At 51.5% G+C, this 15943-nt stretch carries 16 protein-coding genes; 12 read left to right on the top strand and 4 right to left on the bottom strand.

Going from position 1 to position 15943, the window contains the following annotated elements:
- The first annotated feature begins 216 nt into the window (after positions 1-216).
- Positions 217-762 carry a hypothetical protein gene (locus OCV58_RS02865; protein WP_154876891.1) on the top strand — a complete coding sequence of 182 codons (546 nt, stop codon included), beginning with the start codon at positions 217-219 and terminating at the stop codon, positions 760-762.
- A gap of 44 nt (positions 763-806) precedes the next feature.
- Here OCV58_RS02865 and OCV58_RS02860 read toward each other — a convergent pair whose 3' ends face one another.
- Together OCV58_RS02860 and OCV58_RS02855 are read right to left on the bottom strand one after the other, a co-directional pair.
- A complete protein-coding gene (locus OCV58_RS02860) occupies positions 807-1478 on the bottom strand; it encodes a PD-(D/E)XK nuclease domain-containing protein (RefSeq protein WP_267312763.1) in 672 nt (223 codons plus the stop codon).
- Positions 1479-1585: 107 nt separating this feature from the next.
- Complete coding sequence (locus OCV58_RS02855; RefSeq protein WP_107196804.1) at positions 1586-2575, bottom strand: IS30 family transposase; 990 nt, start codon at positions 2573-2575, stop codon at positions 1586-1588.
- 348 nt (positions 2576-2923) lie between these two features.
- On the opposite strand from OCV58_RS02855, the gene OCV58_RS02850 reads away from it, so the two are divergent.
- A complete protein-coding gene (locus OCV58_RS02850) occupies positions 2924-3928 on the top strand; it encodes an NAD(P)-dependent oxidoreductase (protein WP_267312762.1) in 1005 nt (334 codons plus the stop codon).
- A 206-nt stretch (positions 3929-4134) separates the two neighbouring features.
- Positions 4135-5502, top strand: coding sequence for a hemolysin family protein (locus OCV58_RS02845; RefSeq protein ID WP_154876888.1), 1368 nt, complete (start codon positions 4135-4137; stop codon positions 5500-5502).
- Positions 5503-5581: 79 nt separating this feature from the next.
- On the opposite strand, the gene OCV58_RS02840 is transcribed toward OCV58_RS02845, so the two are convergent.
- Entirely contained in the window at positions 5582-6073 is a 492-nt protein-coding gene (locus tag OCV58_RS02840; protein WP_154876887.1) for a prolyl-tRNA synthetase associated domain-containing protein, read from the bottom strand.
- 138 nt (positions 6074-6211) lie between these two features.
- Between OCV58_RS02840 and OCV58_RS02835 the strand changes: the two genes are divergently transcribed.
- The 3 genes from OCV58_RS02835 to OCV58_RS02825 all read left to right on the top strand — a co-directional run bounded on the left by OCV58_RS02835 (position 6212) and on the right by OCV58_RS02825 (position 8065).
- Complete coding sequence (locus OCV58_RS02835; protein ID WP_095628980.1) at positions 6212-6505, top strand: Imm17 family immunity protein; 294 nt, start codon at positions 6212-6214, stop codon at positions 6503-6505.
- 18 nt (positions 6506-6523) lie between these two features.
- Positions 6524-7186 (top strand): hypothetical protein, encoded by a 663-nt coding sequence (locus OCV58_RS02830; RefSeq protein WP_154876886.1) that lies wholly within the window; start codon positions 6524-6526, stop codon positions 7184-7186.
- 120 nt (positions 7187-7306) lie between these two features.
- Entirely contained in the window at positions 7307-8065 is a 759-nt protein-coding gene (locus tag OCV58_RS02825; RefSeq protein WP_087477775.1) for a hypothetical protein, read from the top strand.
- Between the two features lie 2 nt (positions 8066-8067).
- Here the strand turns inward: OCV58_RS02825 and OCV58_RS02820 are convergent, their stop codons facing one another.
- Positions 8068-9027, bottom strand: a complete 960-nt coding sequence (locus tag OCV58_RS02820) for an NAD(P)H-dependent glycerol-3-phosphate dehydrogenase (protein WP_154876885.1) — start codon at positions 9025-9027, stop codon at positions 8068-8070.
- Positions 9028-9281: 254 nt separating this feature from the next.
- On the opposite strand from OCV58_RS02820, the gene OCV58_RS02815 reads away from it, so the two are divergent.
- The 6 genes from OCV58_RS02815 (at position 9282) to OCV58_RS02790 (ending at position 15936) form a co-directional block, all read left to right on the top strand.
- A complete protein-coding gene (locus OCV58_RS02815; RefSeq protein WP_154876884.1) occupies positions 9282-10421 on the top strand; it encodes a PucR family transcriptional regulator in 1140 nt (379 codons plus the stop codon).
- A 49-nt stretch (positions 10422-10470) separates the two neighbouring features.
- On the top strand, positions 10471-11565 hold the full coding sequence (locus OCV58_RS02810; RefSeq protein ID WP_154876883.1) for an iron-containing alcohol dehydrogenase family protein: 1095 nt from the start codon (positions 10471-10473) through the stop codon (positions 11563-11565).
- A gap of 115 nt (positions 11566-11680) precedes the next feature.
- Positions 11681-12841 (top strand): alanine racemase, encoded by a 1161-nt coding sequence (gene alr, locus OCV58_RS02805; RefSeq protein WP_267312761.1) that lies wholly within the window; start codon positions 11681-11683, stop codon positions 12839-12841.
- Between the two features lie 266 nt (positions 12842-13107).
- Positions 13108-14436 carry an aminotransferase class III-fold pyridoxal phosphate-dependent enzyme gene (locus tag OCV58_RS02800; protein ID WP_154876881.1) on the top strand — a complete coding sequence of 443 codons (1329 nt, stop codon included), beginning with the start codon at positions 13108-13110 and terminating at the stop codon, positions 14434-14436.
- Positions 14437-14674: 238 nt separating this feature from the next.
- Positions 14675-14995 (top strand): P-II family nitrogen regulator, encoded by a 321-nt coding sequence (locus OCV58_RS02795; RefSeq protein ID WP_087477781.1) that lies wholly within the window; start codon positions 14675-14677, stop codon positions 14993-14995.
- Positions 14996-15042: 47 nt separating this feature from the next.
- Complete coding sequence (locus OCV58_RS02790; protein ID WP_087477782.1) at positions 15043-15936, top strand: branched-chain amino acid ABC transporter permease; 894 nt, start codon at positions 15043-15045, stop codon at positions 15934-15936.
- Positions 15937-15943: the final 7 nt, after the last annotated feature.

Here is a 15943-nt window from a genome sequence, read left to right as displayed (position 1 = left end):
CTCCGCCCTCATGCTGGTCTGTGCCCGGCTGCGCCATGTGGCCGGTACCCAGTGGGGCAACAAGAAGTACATGAACATGAAGCACCTACAGGCGGCTCTGGAGGATACCTCCATTGCTGAGTGACTTCACTCATATCAGGGCCTGCAAACCATTTTGCGAAAAATACTTGACACTACCTGTTATGCCGAATCTTAACTTCCAAGGAGGTCTATGTCATGATATTGACCAAATCAGCCGTTTTTAAAGAGCTGAACATTTCTCTAAAACATTATGAATTACTGAAAAAAGATACTGATACAGGGCCACTGAGATTCACTGAGCCGCAAAATGAGTACGCTGTATTCAGCCTAATGATCCATATGCTTAACGATAGAATCTATCCTGTCATTCAACAACGCCCCGTCTTTGAAAATCATATTCGCTATGAAGATTTGATTATCTGGAACCTGAATTGGATCGCTGCCGATGAAGACTGCCAACGCTATCAGCGTATGCTGGAAGAAATATGCCATATGTACTTAAACAGCGACGCCCAGGACTGGGACGGCGCGTATTCTGTGTCTAACTTAAACAAAGCGGCCCTTATTTTTGAAGGCACGTGTTATCAGTATACCTTTCAATGCCGGAATAAAAAGCTGACGTATATATTTGATGACGAGGATAAAATCTTGTTCAACTCTTTCAAATTGCTTATGGAATTATCTTTTCAGGCCGCATTCTATCGTCACGGTAAGGGTATAGACTTTGATGTTTCATTCTAATTGCAAAAGGCCCTAGCCAATACTGGCTAGGGCTGCTGTAGTGCTTATATTTTCATTTTTACATGAACCTGCTTGCCGCAGAAGGCAATGCCGTATTTCCAAACTTTTAAAATCCCTCGTTTTTCAAATTCTGTGACGTACTGCTTTTCCTCAATCTGCCGCAGCGCTTCGTCGGCTTTATCTTCCAGCTGCGATTCGCTGTCGGCGGCCTTAAATTCCATCAGGACGCCGGCTTTACTGGTATCTTTAGGAAATATTGCGATATCAAACCGGCCGTAGCCGCTTTCTCTGTTCGATTCTATAACATATTCTGAGACAAATAAAGCCGTCATTCCCAGCAAAAATCCATGATAAAAGCTTTCTTTATTGGCTGCGTCATACGAACTCACCAGATAGGCAATATACCGTTCTAATGTTTTCGAAAACGGTACGACATGTCCGGCTACGAGATCTTCCATCATAAGGAGTAAACTAGAGGCTGCCAAACGGCCCCGCATTCTTTCCAGCACTTCTACCCGGTACGCGTCTTTCACTTCCCGGTTCGGGATGACAAGTCGGCACAACTGCCCGCCGAATGTGCTCTGCTTATGGATGGCTGTTAAATATCCCGTTGTGAGCAGCATCGTGTATAAGGCGTCTGGATTCTCGCCAATATCGTCGTAAATTACGCCTTCGCGGATGACCGCAGTCACGCTGTCTCCATGCAATAAAGACAATAGGTCTTCTTTCTGTTCTGCATCTGTCTGCTTCATCAGTTGCCGTAAAATAGCGTTTCCTGATGTATTGACCCAGTAATCCGCTAACGTTTGTTTATGGCGAATTGTCAAGCTAAGTGCAACTTTTTAGAGTAATGTACTTCGTATGGCGTTTTGTATCCTAAACATTTTCGGGGACGGCGATTTAGTTCTGCAAAAACAGCTTGCACATAGGCTTCTGGAACGAGTGTGATGTCCGTCCCTTTCGGGAAATACTCTCGGACTAGGCCATTGGTATTTTCGTTGCTTCCCCGCTGCCAGGGCTGATGCGGCGGCGGGAAATAAAACGGCACGCCGTTCAAGGCCTCCGTGACAGCGGCATGATGGGCGAACTCTTTTCCTCTGTCCGGCGTAAGGCTTTTTACAGGTTGCCCTTGCAGTACCTGAAGCAATACCGTATTGACGGCTTGTGCTGTCTTTTTGGCTGCTTTGCCTCCTACCAGATACCGGCTCTTTCTATCTACCAACGTAACCAGACAGGCTTTTCCTGTCTTTCCTGCTATGGTATCACATTCCCAATGTCCTCGCCGGGAGCGGTTAGCGGCTCCTGCTGGCCGTTCCGAAATATCGTGAGAGATGGGAATAGAACCCCGTCGTTCCTGATATTGCCGGGTATGCCGGGATTTTCCATGATGCCGCAAGCGGCGGACCGCACCGCGGGACCCATGGGAGGACGACGTTTCATCAAACATACCGGCATATATGGCGCGGTAAATCGTTGCATAGCTAAGGAGTGCCTTCTGATGTTCCAGCTGCAAGCGTCCGGCAATTTCTTCTGGGGACCAATGATGCACCAGGAAGAGATTTTTAACCAATGCGAATAGCTCGGCATTCTCTAACCGCTTGTGAGGCTTGCATGCCTTACGGCGGCGGGCATACTGTTGTTGTGCGGTGATGGGCAGATACTTGCCGTTCACTGTATTTCTGCGTAGTTCCCGTGAGATCGTGGATTTATCTCGGCCGAGGGCCGCCGCAATTCGAGAGATAGAATAGGACTGCGCGCGAAAAAAGAGTAGATTTTCTCGTTCAGATAGAGTAAGATGATGATAGTGGCACATAGGTTTCCTCCGAGATATAGATTTTGTTTGGTAGCATTATTATATCAGAAACCTATGTGTCATTTTTTATAGGTGTTGCACTTGTATTGTAAATTCGCCACTATAAGAAAAAAAGTTTGCCCATCTTCCGATCATAATAACAAAAAGACAATATTGAATGTATTTCTATATGATTTATGTATAAAAGCAAAGAGAATTGAAATACGTATGAGAATTTGAAACGATGCGTTTCTTGTGATATAACGAAAAGGAACCTGTCTAATACCATATCATATGATACGACGGCGTATGAAATCTATTGGTATATCGTATTTCAATGCGCCGTTTGGCAGAAAGGACGTGAATGCTATGAGAGTGGGAATTTTCAGCAACGTGAGAGGCGGCGCAGCCAGATTTGCGCCGTATGTACGCCTTGGACGGGACGACATAGAATTAATCGGGCTGCCTTGCGAAGCGGCGTTGGATACGATGGAAACGGTTAAGAAGGCGAAGTGCGAAGGCCTTATTTATTACAGCGATCATAAGGAAGATGAACCCTTTTATAGGGCTCTGGCCGAGAGCGGCGTCAAATACGTCGTGACATGCAGCGCCGGTTACGATCATCTCAATATAGAGGCAATGAAAAGGTACGGCATCAAAGGGGCCAACGTGCCGAGATATTCGCCCAACGCCATATCGGAACACACGGTGATGATCGTGCTGGCCCTTCTTCGCAAGCTGCGGACGCAGATACTGCGTGTAGAACATGGCAATTTTACTACGACGGGATTGCAAGGGCGGGAACTTCGCAATATGGTCGTAGGCATCGTCGGCGCCGGCCGTATCGGATATACGACGATACAGTGTTTGAGCGGGTTTCATCCTAAAGCTATCCTGGCTTACGATATGTACGAAAACGACGACGTACGCCGGTATGCATCCTATGTGACGCTGGACGAATTATACGCTAAGGCCGACGTGATCATTTTCCATTGCGCCTATACGAAAGAGAATTACCATATGGTAAACGACGAGGCCATTCAGGCTATGAAAGACGGCGTCGTCCTTGTCAACAGCGCCCGAGGCCCTTTATTTGACACGCAGTCCGTACTGCGGGGCCTTCACAGCGGTAAGATTGGCGCGTTAGGAATCGACGTGATCGAAGGAGAAGGAGCGCTGCGAAAATCGTCGGGATCTCAAAAAGACGTCGCTTCCGATATTAGAAAACTGCTGTCTTACGAAAACGTCATATTTACGGCTCATACGGCTTTCTATACGGATCAGGCTGATTATAATTTATGCGAAACGACGATTCAGAATCTGCGCCAGTATGCCCAGACCGGATCGTGCGACAACGAATTGATACGTGAATAAAGTCGGCCTATGTCTGCGTACTTTGCAAGTCACGATGACGGCCGGGCAAGGTATCGGGCCGTTATTCGGCAGCATTTCAGCGGAATATTTCGGCATGAGGCCTTCCTTGTGTCCCATGCTGTGCTGCGCTTGTAGGAATGGGAAAAACACGATATAATATAAACTAAAAAATTATTTTTTGCGTATTAAAGGAGACGTGATTTGTTTTGGAAGTTTCCCTAGGGAAAGAGTGCATCGTCATATTATTGCTGATTTTTGGCAACGGCGTATTTTCGCTGCTGGAAATGTCCATCGTCAGCTGCCATCAGCCGCGGCTGGAGGCCATGGCCGAAGAGGGCAGCAAGTCGGCGAAAATCGTCCTGAAGCTGCGGGAAAACCCGAATAAGATGTTTTCGGCCGTACAGTTCGGCATCACCCTGATGGGCCTGCTGACGGGCGTATACGGCGGTACGGAAATGGCCGGCCCCATGTCGCAGTACGTGGCCATGATCCCCGGCCTGGAGCCCTATGCCTACAGCGTCAGCCTGACGACTATCGTCGCTGTCATTACCTATTTGACCATCATTTTAGGGGAAATCGTGCCGAAGCGCATCGCCATCAACAAGCCTGAAGCCATCGCCTGCTTTCTGGCCCGGCCGATGCTGTATTTCTGTACGGTCAGTACGCCCCTCATTTGGTTTCTGTCGGCTTCGACGGCCTTGGTGACGAAGGTCATCGGCATGGGCAAGCCGGAGGTGCAGCCCGTAACGGAAGAGGAAATCAAAATCCTTCTGGAGCAGGGCGCAGAGCTGGGCGCTTTCGAAAAGGAAGAGCCCGAGCTGGTAGACCGCGTATTCCGCCTGGCCGATATGAACGTCAGCGATATTATGACCAACCGCACCCAGGTTGACTGGATTGACGTAGAAGATCCCGACGAGACGATTATGAATGAAATGATCGCCTTCAATCATATTCACCTGCCCGTCGGCAGGGGCTCTCTCGACGAATTTCTCGGCATGGTTTCGGTCAACATGGTCTTCCAAAAATATTACGACGCCGTCCATTCGGGGAAAACCGTGACCATGAAATCCCTCGTCGAATCGAGCGTCCAGAAGCCCGTCTTCGTGCCCGAATCGATGGATATCATGAAGGTCGTGCCGGTCTTCCGCGAGCACAGCGTCCACGAAGCGGCCGTCCTCGACGAATACGGCAATTTCAGCGGCCTGCTGACCCTTCACGACATCCTGGAAGAGCTCGTAGGCAGCATGCCGTCAGGCGAAAAGGAAAAGAAGGAAAACGACAACCGCATCGTCCAGCGCGGCCCCAACGAATGGCTCATGGAGGGCCTGCTGACTATCGAAGAATTCAAGGATTTCTTCGATCTGGAAGATGACCTGCCCGGCGAAGAAGACGACCTGTACAAGACCCTGGCCGGCTTCGTCACCTACGGCGTAGGCCGCATTCCTAAGGAAACGGATACGTACGTCTGGAACGAATTTACCTTTGAAGTCATGGATATGGACAACCTCCGCGTCGATAAAATCCTCGTCACGCGGCAGGAACCGGAAGAAAAAGAAGAAGATACGGAAGAATAGCATACGCATATAAAACGAGAGGCAGGAGAATCGATCTCCTGCCTCTCTTGTCGTCTCGTATGCTATCTTACGTTCTCCGTCATATCTCGGCGACGACGACAGGGTTGCCGTGTTCTTGGATGAGGCGGATTAGGTCGTCGGTTTGCATCCAGACCGAGGCCCGGTTGTCGTTGGGATGGACGGCGATTTGGTTTCCCATAAAGTCTTTGTCGAAGACGACGACGACCGACTGTGTTTCGTCGTTCAGGGCGCCTAAGGGCGTGACGGCCCCTTTGGTCAGCTTCAGGTACTTCCACAGGTCGTCTTCAGAGGCGAAGCTCAGCGGACGCGAGCCCAGCGTCTGCCGCAGGGCCTTGAGGTTGACCGTTTTTTCCTGTCGGACGACGATGATGTAGTAGGTTCTTTTCTTATCGTCGCGGATAAACAGGTTTTTGGCTACGGCCTCGCCGTCGGGGAGGTGCAGGGCGGACATTTCGTCTATGGTGTAGACGGGAATGTGTTCTTTCACATGGTATTCTATATGGGCAGTTTGTAATACGGATAGTACGGTTTGGGCTTGTTCGGACAGCATAGGAGGGCCTCCTTTGTATAATATTTTATCATATACATAGATTTTACATAAAAAAGAAGGTATTTCAAAAAAAAAAGAATAATATTAAGAGATGAGGAAATTTGCTTCGTGAAGATGCCGTAGGCAGGAGGTGGGGGAATGGACAACGCCATTATTGCATTTTTTCATGATTACGGCGACATACTATTTCTGGCCCTCGGCCTGTATTCCATAGGAGGGGCCGTCAAGCAGTGGTCATGGTTTGTCAATAACAGCCGGGCCCGCAATGTTGCCGGACGTACAGGCGGAACGACGGGAATGCGTATTTTTTATGTTGTCTTAGGATTGGGCTTTTGTATCGTCGGCCTTATATCGTTTATGACGGGCATATCGGTCTTGTATATCATACCGATGATCAAAGCCGATCCGCTGTCTGTGTTTGAATTATTATAAGGGAAAGGATGAAGCGTTATGAAGAACAAAAAATGGCTGGCGGCGGCACTGATTGCGGTCATGCTGACATCGGGATGCGGCTCGAAGGATACGAAATCTATCGTATGGCATTCCAGCGAATCGTCGAAAATCGTCAAACAGATTCAGTCCGATACGTCGCTGACGAAGGATCAGCAGGAATTTTTCCAATCCCTCGCTAAATCGCGGGATCAGAAGGCCTATGAAGGAAAGACGGTCGGCGAAATCCTCGACGTGTACGCCAAGTGGAAGGCTCAGGTCGAAAAGGACCGGGAGCAGATGAACCAAACGCTGCAGGTATCCGTCGTCGATAAGGTAAGCCTCGACCAGAACGCCTCGGCCGGGCGCATGCATCCGCAGATACAGTTCGATATTTCCATCGCCAACGTATCGCAGAACGATATTCAGACCTTCAAAGGGCGGTTCATCGTTTCCGATGCGTCGGGCAATGAATTGTTCCGCGCTGATTATCTGGACACGATGCCTGTCGTGGCCGGCGTGACGCGGACCGATACGATTTACACCGATATTAACGACACGAACGAAAAAGAAGTCAAAGCCTACGATTCTCCTCTCAGCGACCTCAAGGTCACCTGGGAACCGACGGCGATGAAGTTCATGGACGGCACGCGCATCGGCGAAGATAAGAATGAACTGCGGTAGCGCGGCATAGAGGAAACGGCACGATACACAGGGACTAGGGAATTTTCCCTGGCTGTGTTTCGTGTCGTTTTTTGTGTGTGATACAATAGAGCTGCGAACTACGAGATGAGGAGGCTGGAAATGCGGACCAGTTATGCGTTGAATCACTATATGGACGAAGCGGCGGAGAAGATACGGAGGATTACCCATGAGGCCCGCTCCCTGTCGGTAAACGGCACGCTGATGCTGCAGGATTATCCCTTTTGGCTATATAATGCTATATTTGCCGATTATTCGACGATCTCTTTTTTGGCCAAGTGCATGTCCGATATCGATTATTTTGATTTGCGGCCCTTGTATTGTATATTGCGTTCTTCCCTGGAGAAGTACGCCGACCTGGCGAATTTATGCGCCAAGGGGCGGACCTATGAATGGTATTTGTGGTACTTGAATTTCGAGTCCAACGCCATGGAAGCCTATGCGGCCGGCGACAGCCGGGAAGGGGCGTCGCTGCGCCGGAAGGCCGACTCGTATAAGCGGCAGTTCATGGAGCGATGGGAGCTTTCCCGCTGCAACCGCCTGACGCGGTATTACGTGCTGGGAGACTTTAATCAGCTCATACAGGGCGACGTCTCGCCGGATATCGTCCAGTTCAACCGCCGTCTTTCAAAAATCGACTCGAAATGCAGCCAGATACTGCATAACAACGTGACCTTTGCAGCCAGGCATAACCGGGAGGAACTCAAGGATATCCTGACGTATATACACTACATCATGTGGACGTCCCAATGGATGCTGCCGCAGTTTTATTCCTGGAATCTGCCGGAACTACAGGAAGGCTTGGCGCGGCTGCAGCAGGCCGTCGACTGTATTCGCCAGGGGAAGGGATTTATGGAGTAGGCTTATTCGGCCTTGGTGGAGCGCAGGAAGAGCTGTTCCAGCATGGCGTGGGGGTCCTTGCCGAGCTTGACGATGCCGTACAGGACCTGCGTAATGGGCAGTTCGACGCCGACGCGGCGGGACAGGTCGACGAGGGCTTCCGTTGTATACACGCCTTCGGCTAATTTATGGAAGGGCTTGCCTTGGATGAAATCTTCGCCGAAGCGGCGGTTGTTGCTGTGGGCTGAAAAGAGGGTCGCTTCGTAATCGCCTAAATGGCTCAGGCCGTAGACGGTCATGGCGTTGCCGCCCAGCGTTTCAATCAGGACGGACAGCTCGTGGGTGCCTCTGGCCATGAGGGCTCCTTTGAGGCTCGTAAGGCCTGCGCCGTCGAGCATGCCGGCAGCGATGCCCATGACGTTTTTGGCAGCCGCGCCGATTTCAATGCCCAGGAGGTCTTGTCCGTAGTAGAAGCGGATGAGGGGGCTGGTGAAGACGTCGACGAGGCGGCGCGTCAGGTCCATGTCGCGGGAGGCCATGACCATGCAGTTCGGCATGCCGGCGACGAAGTCCTGCACGTGGCCCGGGCCGACCCAGACGGCAGTCTGCACGTCGGGCTCCAGCTCTTCCTCCATGACCGTCGTTAGGCGCTTGCCGCTGCCGATTTCCAGCCCCTTCATGGCCAGGATGAAGGGCAGGGACGAGGAAAATCCCGTTTCTCGAAGCTGTCCGGCGAAGGCGCGGAGCTGCTGGGCGCTGATGGAAATGATGCAGACGTCGGCATTATGCAGGGCGTCGGCCAAATCGTCGGTCAGGGCGATGGACGAGGGCAGGGTCAGGTATTCGTTTTTTCCCGTACAGCGAAGGGTTTCCAGATTGCGGGACGACGGGCGGCCCCATAAGGTGACGGTGTGGCCGATGCGGTCGGCGTACCAGGCGTGGAAAGCGCCCCAGCGGCCGCAGCCTAAGACGGTAATATTCATGAGTGTCCTCCTGATAGATTTTTTTCCATTATACCATACTTACATAGGCGTTACAGCGTGAAGCGTGGTGTAAATGTTTTATGTTTACAGATTATAACGCACATACATAAAATATATTAGGAAAATCTGGCGATGATATTTACTAACTTACGAAAATGTAGTACGGTTATACAAAAGCATAAAAGCGTTTAACGCGAGCACGATGAAGTGTACACTGTTCATCGTGCTCGTTTTCGTTTAAGGGGGCGAAACATGTGGTTGTCACAGTAGGGTTTTTATATGCTAAAAGTCAGAAAGTATACAAGATGCAGTGCCTGACAGGAACGCAGGGCTTTGACAGCCGTGTTTCGTGGATACACATTATAGAAAACAAGGAATCCGCTTTGTTTTTACACGGCGGGGAACTGGTGTTTTGCACGGGAAGTATCTATAACGGCGAAGAGTGGCTGCTGGATTATATCAAGAAGTTACAGAAAAGCAGAGCTAGCGGATTGGTGATCAACATCGGCCCTTTTATACGCAGCGTTCCGAAATCCGTCGCGGCGTTTTGCGAACAACGCGGATTTCCCCTGTTCCTTATTCCGTGGAGCGTGCGGTTAGTCGATATTACACGCTACTTATGCCAGTTTATCATTGAAGAGGAAACTAGAGAACAACAATTTCTCCAATATTTCCTGTTTATTCTCATGCATCCGGGCCAGTGCGGCAATGCTTGCCGAGCCCTGCGGACGTACGGCATAGATATCGATAAGGCCTTCCGTGTTTTCGTCGTCCGTCCGGCAGAACGCCGCCGTCTCGACGAGGCGGCGGCGCAGATGAGCGCTTGCGAGCCCGACGTCCACGTTTTGACGTACGGCGACGCTCTGGTATGCGTAGCGCCGGACGAAGGTGAATCAAACGCATGGAGCAGGGCCTGGGAATGGCGTGAATACTTTCTGGGCCGAGACCTTTCCGTTACGGTTTGCGTCGGCTCGGCCGTACCTTCTGTCGAACGGTTGTCTGAAAGCTATACGCGGGCGTCAGCTATGACGGCTCTCGTTTCGGAAACGCGGCCTGTCGTACAATATGAGCGCGTCGGCGTGTACAAGCTGCTGCTGGACGGTCCTTCACCAGGCACGCTGCGGCAATTTTACGACGATACGATGAAAGGGCTGGACGAATACGACGCCGCTCATCATTCGTCGCTGGTGGAGACTCTGGAATATTACCTGTCTCATCGCTGCAGTATTAAGGATACGGCAGTTCACGAAGTGGTTCACCGCAATACGGTGCTGTATAAACTGAATAAGATAGAAACTATTACGGGGAAGAAACTAAACGAAGAAGAAGATAAGCTGGATATTCTCATCGCGCTGAAAATCAAGAAGCTGTTTTCCATACAGAAAGACGGATGAATCGGCGCGTGATAGTATACATCATCATTATAGGCAGGGGGAGTTTGGTATGTTTACGTATGAAATGCCGACGAAATTGTATTTCGGGAAAGGATGCGTTGCCCAATCCGTGGCAGATATGGCGGCGCTGGGCAAGAAAGCCCTGATCGTTACGGGACGCAGTTCGGCGAAGCGAAACGGATCGCAGGACGCTGTCGTCGCCGTACTGGAATCGGCAGGCCTCGGCTGGGTCCTGTTTGACGAAGTAGAAGCGAACCCGTCTGTCGAAACCGTGCGGAACGGCGCGGAGCTAGGGCGGAAGGAACAGGTTGACTTCGTCATCGGCATTGGCGGCGGTTCGCCTATGGACGCAGCTAAAGTGATCGCCTTATTATGCACGAACGATTTGGACGACGAGATGCTGTTTACAGGGCCGTACGGAGCGCCGCCCCTGCCTATTGTCACCGTTCCTACGACGTCTGGCACGGGCAGCGAAGTGACGAAAATTAGTATCCTGACCAATCATAAGGCCGGCACGAAGCAGGGCGTCAAATCGCCAATGTTATATCCGAAGCTGTCTTTGGCCGATCCGTCCTTTACGATGGGCGTACCGGAACACGTGACGATCGACACGGCTATCGACGCCTTGTCTCATGCGATAGAAGGCTATATGGCGAAGGATGCGACGCCTGTCAGCGACGTATGGGCTGAAGAAGCCCTGCGCTTTTTCGGCCTTCATCTGACGCAGCTGCGCGGCACGCTGTCCTATGCCGTCCGCGAAGACCTCATGTATGCTTCGACCTTGGCGGGCATCGTCATTTCCCAGGCTGGTACGACGCTGGTACACGGCATGGGATATTGCCTGACGTATTACAGGGGTTTTTCGCATGGCCGGGCCAACGGCCTGCTGCTGCCTCAGTACATGAAGCTTATGGAAGAATCCATGGCCGATAAAGCCCAGCGCGTATGGGAATTGCTGGGATTCGCCGGCTCCGATGACTTCGAAGCATTTATGAAAGATCTCATGCCCGATACGGTCACGCTGTCTGAAGAAGAAATTGAGAAATTTACGACGATAGTCATGAAGACGGCTTCCGTCAAGGCGACGTCGTATGATGTGACGGCAGGCGTCGTAGCCCGTATATACGCTCATATATCTAAATGACGGCTTGACGGCGTTTGCCCGGCCGGGGTTATGGGAGGTGCGAAGGATTATGGCTATATGCGAAACCATAAACGCAGAGGTATTGCAGTGTACAGAATCATTTTCGAGGCGTCCTATGTGGGCGCAGGTCGATTTGGATGCGGCGGCGTATAATATGCGGCATATTCGGCGTCTTGTCGGCGCGCATACGCTGATTATGGCCGTCGTCAAAGCCGACGCCTACGGATGCGGCGCCGTGGCGATGGCCCGCGTTTTTTTGCAGAACGGAGCGGACCGGCTGGCCGTAGCCTGTCTGGACGAAGCCGTCGAGCTGCGCCGCTCCGGTATTGCGGCTCCTATCCTGGTGTTGGGGCATACGGACGGGCGGCGCGCAGCGGAAGTCGTGGGCAATCATATCGACGTGGCCGTGTTTCATTACGACGACGCAGTGCTTTTTTCGCAGGAAGCCGAACGGACGCAGCAGACCGTGCGCGTCCATATTGCCGTAGACAGCGGCATGGGACGTATCGGCTACAAGCTGTCGAAACGAAGCGTCGAAGAGATAAAGCGCATCAGGGCGCTGCCCGGCGTGATGATGGAAGGGATCTTTACGCATTTTGCCGTGGCCGACGACGCGGCTGACGACGCCTGCGCATACACGAAGGAGCAATTCTTTCAGTTTACGCAGCTGTACCGCTGGCTGTGGGAAGAAGGCGTGTCATTCCATCTCCGTCACTGTGACAACAGTGCCGGCGTCCTGGCGTATCCGGCGTTTTTCTGCAACATGGTGCGTCCCGGTATTATTCAGTACGGCTATAATCCCTTTGATGCGGCGCGTCATCCGGAGTTTGTACCCCATCCCGTCATGTCCCTGCGCTGCTGTATTACCCATGTGAAGCGCCTGGAAGAAGGCGAGACCGTAGGATACGGCCGCAGGTTCAGAGCGCGTCGTCCTACCTTGGTCGCTACCTTGCCGTTAGGCTATGCCGACGGATATACCCGCCTCCTGTCCAATCGGGCCGACGTATTGGTACGGGGCCGGCGCGTCCCGCAAATCGGCAATATATGCATGGATCAGTGCATGATAGACGTTACCGATATTCCTGACGTGCGCGTAGGCGAAGAATGCGTGTTGTTCGGCCGCCAGGGAAGCGAATATATCGGAGCGGATGAACTGGCACGCATCATAGGGACGATACCTCATGAAGTGCTCTGCAATATCGGCCGCCGCGTCCCCCGCGTATATTTCGAAAAGGACCGTTGCGTCGGCCGGACTGAATATTTGTTTCAAACGTAACGCGTCTGCTTTAGGGACCGCCGCGTTCGTGTTGCGCAAAAGGGACGGCTGCACCTTCAATTTAGAATGAATGCCAGTGAATAAAGAAATATAGTGGTAAAAATTTAACAGATGTGATTATTGTGCGAATGTACAATAAAGTTTATGGTTTTGTCATATTGTTTTATCGCATTGCCTATGACATAATAAGCACAAGAAAAAGCAACGGCGCTTTTCCGAAAGGACGCCGCTGCTTTTTTAGTATTATAACGCAGGGGGATGATCTCATGACAGGACAGGAAATTCGCGACATGGATTTGACGTATAATCTGCATTCGTGGTCGAAGCAGAAGGGGCTGAACCCCGTAGTCATTACGAAGGCTGAAGGAATTTACTTGTGGGACAGCGACGGCAAGCGATATATGGATATGTCGTCGGGACAGGTGAATTCCAACGTGGGGCACGGAAACAAAGACATTATCGAAGCGATTAAGGAACAAGCCGACAAATATTGCTTCATATCTCCGAGTCTGGCTGTAGAACCGCGGGCTAAATTGGCTAAAATGGTCATCGACCGCATGCCCGACAACATGGGGAAGGTATTTTTTACCAACGGCGGCGCCGACGCCAACGAAAACGCCATTAAGATGGCCCGCATGTATACGGGGCGCTATAAGGTCATGAGCCGGTACCGCAGCTATCACGGCTCGACCTTCGGCGCGGGCAATCTGACGGGCGAACCGCGGCGCTATCCGCTGGAACCGGGGATTCCCGGCTTCATCAAATTTTTCGATCCCTACGTATACCGCGAAGCCATTTCCTTTGCCAGCGAAGAAGACGCGACGAAATTTTACATTGCCAAGCTGCGGGAACAAATTATTTATGAAAATCCGTCGACGATCGCCGCTATCGTCATGGAAACGATTACGGGCTCCAACGGCGTCATCATTCCGCCGAAGGGCTATCTGGAAGGCGTGTGCAAGCTGTGCGATGAATTCGGCATCATGATGATCTGCGACGAAGTCATGGCCGGCTGGTGCCGGACGGGCAAGATGTTCGCCTTTGAGCATTTCAACGTCAAGCCCGACATCGTGACGTTTGCCAAAGGGATTACGTGCGGCTATATTCAGCTCGGCGGCGTCGCCGTATCAAAGAAAATCGCCGCCTATTTCGACGATCATCTCCTGTCGTGCGGCCTGACATACAGCGGCCATCCGCTGGCCTGCGCCGCCGGAGTCGCCTGCCTGAATTACTACGATAAGGCGCGGATTTTGGACAACGTAAACGCTGTCGGCAAGGTGCTGGGCGAAGAAGAAGAAAAGCTGAAGGCAAAACATGCCTGCGTCGGCGACGTCCGGTATATCGGCTTATGGTCGGCTATCGAGCTGGTAAAGGATAAGAACACGAAGGAGCCCCTCGTGCCGTACGGAAAGGACGAAGGGGGAACGATGCCGGGCATCGTCAAATCGCTGATGAAAAAGGGCTTTTGTACTTATTCTCACGAAAATATGCTTCTCGTCGCGCCGCCCCTTATTATTACAAAAGAACAGCTTCTGGAAGCGATGCAGATTTTGGACGACGTACTGAGCGAAGTCGACGCCGCTATTGGGGGATAACGTCCTCCGGCGAGTGGAGAAAGGCATAGGTTGGATACATGCCTGACGCCTATGCCTTTTATTTTTTAATCTGTTATACATATACATAAAAATATTTATGCAAGTGCCTAATTGATTTTTAAAACATTAAATATTATAATAACTTCATTCTTAAAAGAAAATATTTTCCATAACAACGGCGTTATTATTAAAAAATAATTTCGCCGTTGTTTTGCGTATGGGGGAGGGGGAACAAAATATGATTGAAATTAAAGCGATTATCCGACGGGAACGGCTGAAGGCGCTGAAAGATGCGCTGGCCGAACGAGGATTTTACGGATTGACGCACTGGCCCGTTTCGGGGCGAGGAAAACAGCGCGGCGTTACGGTAAACGGCGTTGTGTATGACGAGCTTCCGAAGGAAATGGTATATATCGTCGTCCACGACGAACATAAGACGGCTGTCGTTACGACGATTATCGCCATATGCCAGACGCAGCCGAAAGGAACCGCCGGCGATGGCAGAATTTTTATTACCAGGCTGGACGAAGGATATACGATTAGCGAGCAGCTGCTTTGATACGCAACGTGTCGAGCGCTCCCGACATGAGGAAGGAGAGATATACAGTGGAAGGCACATTATGGCTGCAGTTCGTGCAGCAGCTCATTAACGGCATATCCTTAGGCAGTATTTACGCCCTGATCGCCTTGGGATATACGATGGTATACGGCATTATGAAATTGATCAACTTCGCTCACGGCGATATCTACATGATCGGTTCGTACGTCGGATTTTTTGCGATTACGGCCATGGGGCTGCCCTTTGTGCCGGCGATCCTGGCGGCGATGGTCATGACGGGGATTTTGGGGATGGTCGTCGAACGGCTGGCGTATAAGCCCCTTCGCCATAGCCCGAAAATCGCCATTTTGACGACGGCCATCGGCGTCAGCTTGTTCTTGGAATACACGACGATGCTCGCCTTGTCGCCGCAGCCGCGGACCTTTCCGCACGTACTGGACAACAGCGTGTACCACATCGGCGGCTTAGTGATTTCGTTTCAGCAAATCGTCATCTTCCTTATATCGGTCGTGCTGATGCTGATTCTGACCTACGTCGTGAACTATACGAAAATGGGCAAGGCGATGCGGGCCGTTTCGTACGATCCCGACGCGGCCCAGCTCATGGGAATCAACGTAGACAAGACGATTTCCTTTACCTTCTGCATCGGGTCGAGCTTAGCCGGCGCGGCAGGCGTCCTCGTCGGGATTTACTATAATTCCATCGAGCCCCTCATGGGTATCATGCCGGGCATGAAGGCCTTCGTAGCGGCCGTCCTCGGCGGCATCGGCATCATTCCCGGCGCGATGACCGGCGGCATTATCCTAGGCGTCGTCGAAGCCATGGTCAGCGGATTTATTTCGTCTACCTTCCGCGACGCCGCAGCCTTTGCCATTTTGATTATTATCTTGCTCATCAAGCCGACGGGACTGTTCGGAAAGAATGAACGAGAAAAAGTGTAGGTGATGA

The organism is Megasphaera stantonii (assembly GCF_025567065.1).
GTDB lineage: Bacteria > Bacillota > Negativicutes > Veillonellales > Megasphaeraceae > Megasphaera > Megasphaera stantonii.
The sequence above is the reverse complement of the archived record's forward strand: the minus strand, read 5'-3'. Positions and strand labels throughout refer to the sequence as shown.

Bases quoted from the DNA above. Each gene is read 5' to 3' on its own strand.
- OCV58_RS02865 (WP_154876891.1), top strand. From the start codon at position 217: ATGATATTGACCAAATCAGCCGTTTTTAAAGAGCTGAACATTTCTCTA.
- OCV58_RS02855 (WP_107196804.1), bottom strand. From the start codon at position 2,575: ATGTGCCACTATCATCATCTTACTCTATCTGAACGAGAAAATCTACTC.
- OCV58_RS02850 (WP_267312762.1), top strand. From the start codon at position 2,924: ATGAGAGTGGGAATTTTCAGCAACGTGAGAGGCGGCGCAGCCAGATTT.
- OCV58_RS02840 (WP_154876887.1), bottom strand. From the start codon at position 6,073: ATGCTGTCCGAACAAGCCCAAACCGTACTATCCGTATTACAAACTGCC.
- OCV58_RS02835 (WP_095628980.1), top strand. From the start codon at position 6,212: ATGGACAACGCCATTATTGCATTTTTTCATGATTACGGCGACATACTA.
- OCV58_RS02830 (WP_154876886.1), top strand. From the start codon at position 6,524: ATGAAGAACAAAAAATGGCTGGCGGCGGCACTGATTGCGGTCATGCTG.
- OCV58_RS02825 (WP_087477775.1), top strand. From the start codon at position 7,307: ATGCGGACCAGTTATGCGTTGAATCACTATATGGACGAAGCGGCGGAG.
- OCV58_RS02820 (WP_154876885.1), bottom strand. From the start codon at position 9,027: ATGAATATTACCGTCTTAGGCTGCGGCCGCTGGGGCGCTTTCCACGCC.
- OCV58_RS02810 (WP_154876883.1), top strand. From the start codon at position 10,471: ATGTTTACGTATGAAATGCCGACGAAATTGTATTTCGGGAAAGGATGC.
- alr (WP_267312761.1), top strand. From the start codon at position 11,681: ATGTGGGCGCAGGTCGATTTGGATGCGGCGGCGTATAATATGCGGCAT.
- OCV58_RS02800 (WP_154876881.1), top strand. From the start codon at position 13,108: ATGACAGGACAGGAAATTCGCGACATGGATTTGACGTATAATCTGCAT.
- OCV58_RS02795 (WP_087477781.1), top strand. From the start codon at position 14,675: ATGATTGAAATTAAAGCGATTATCCGACGGGAACGGCTGAAGGCGCTG.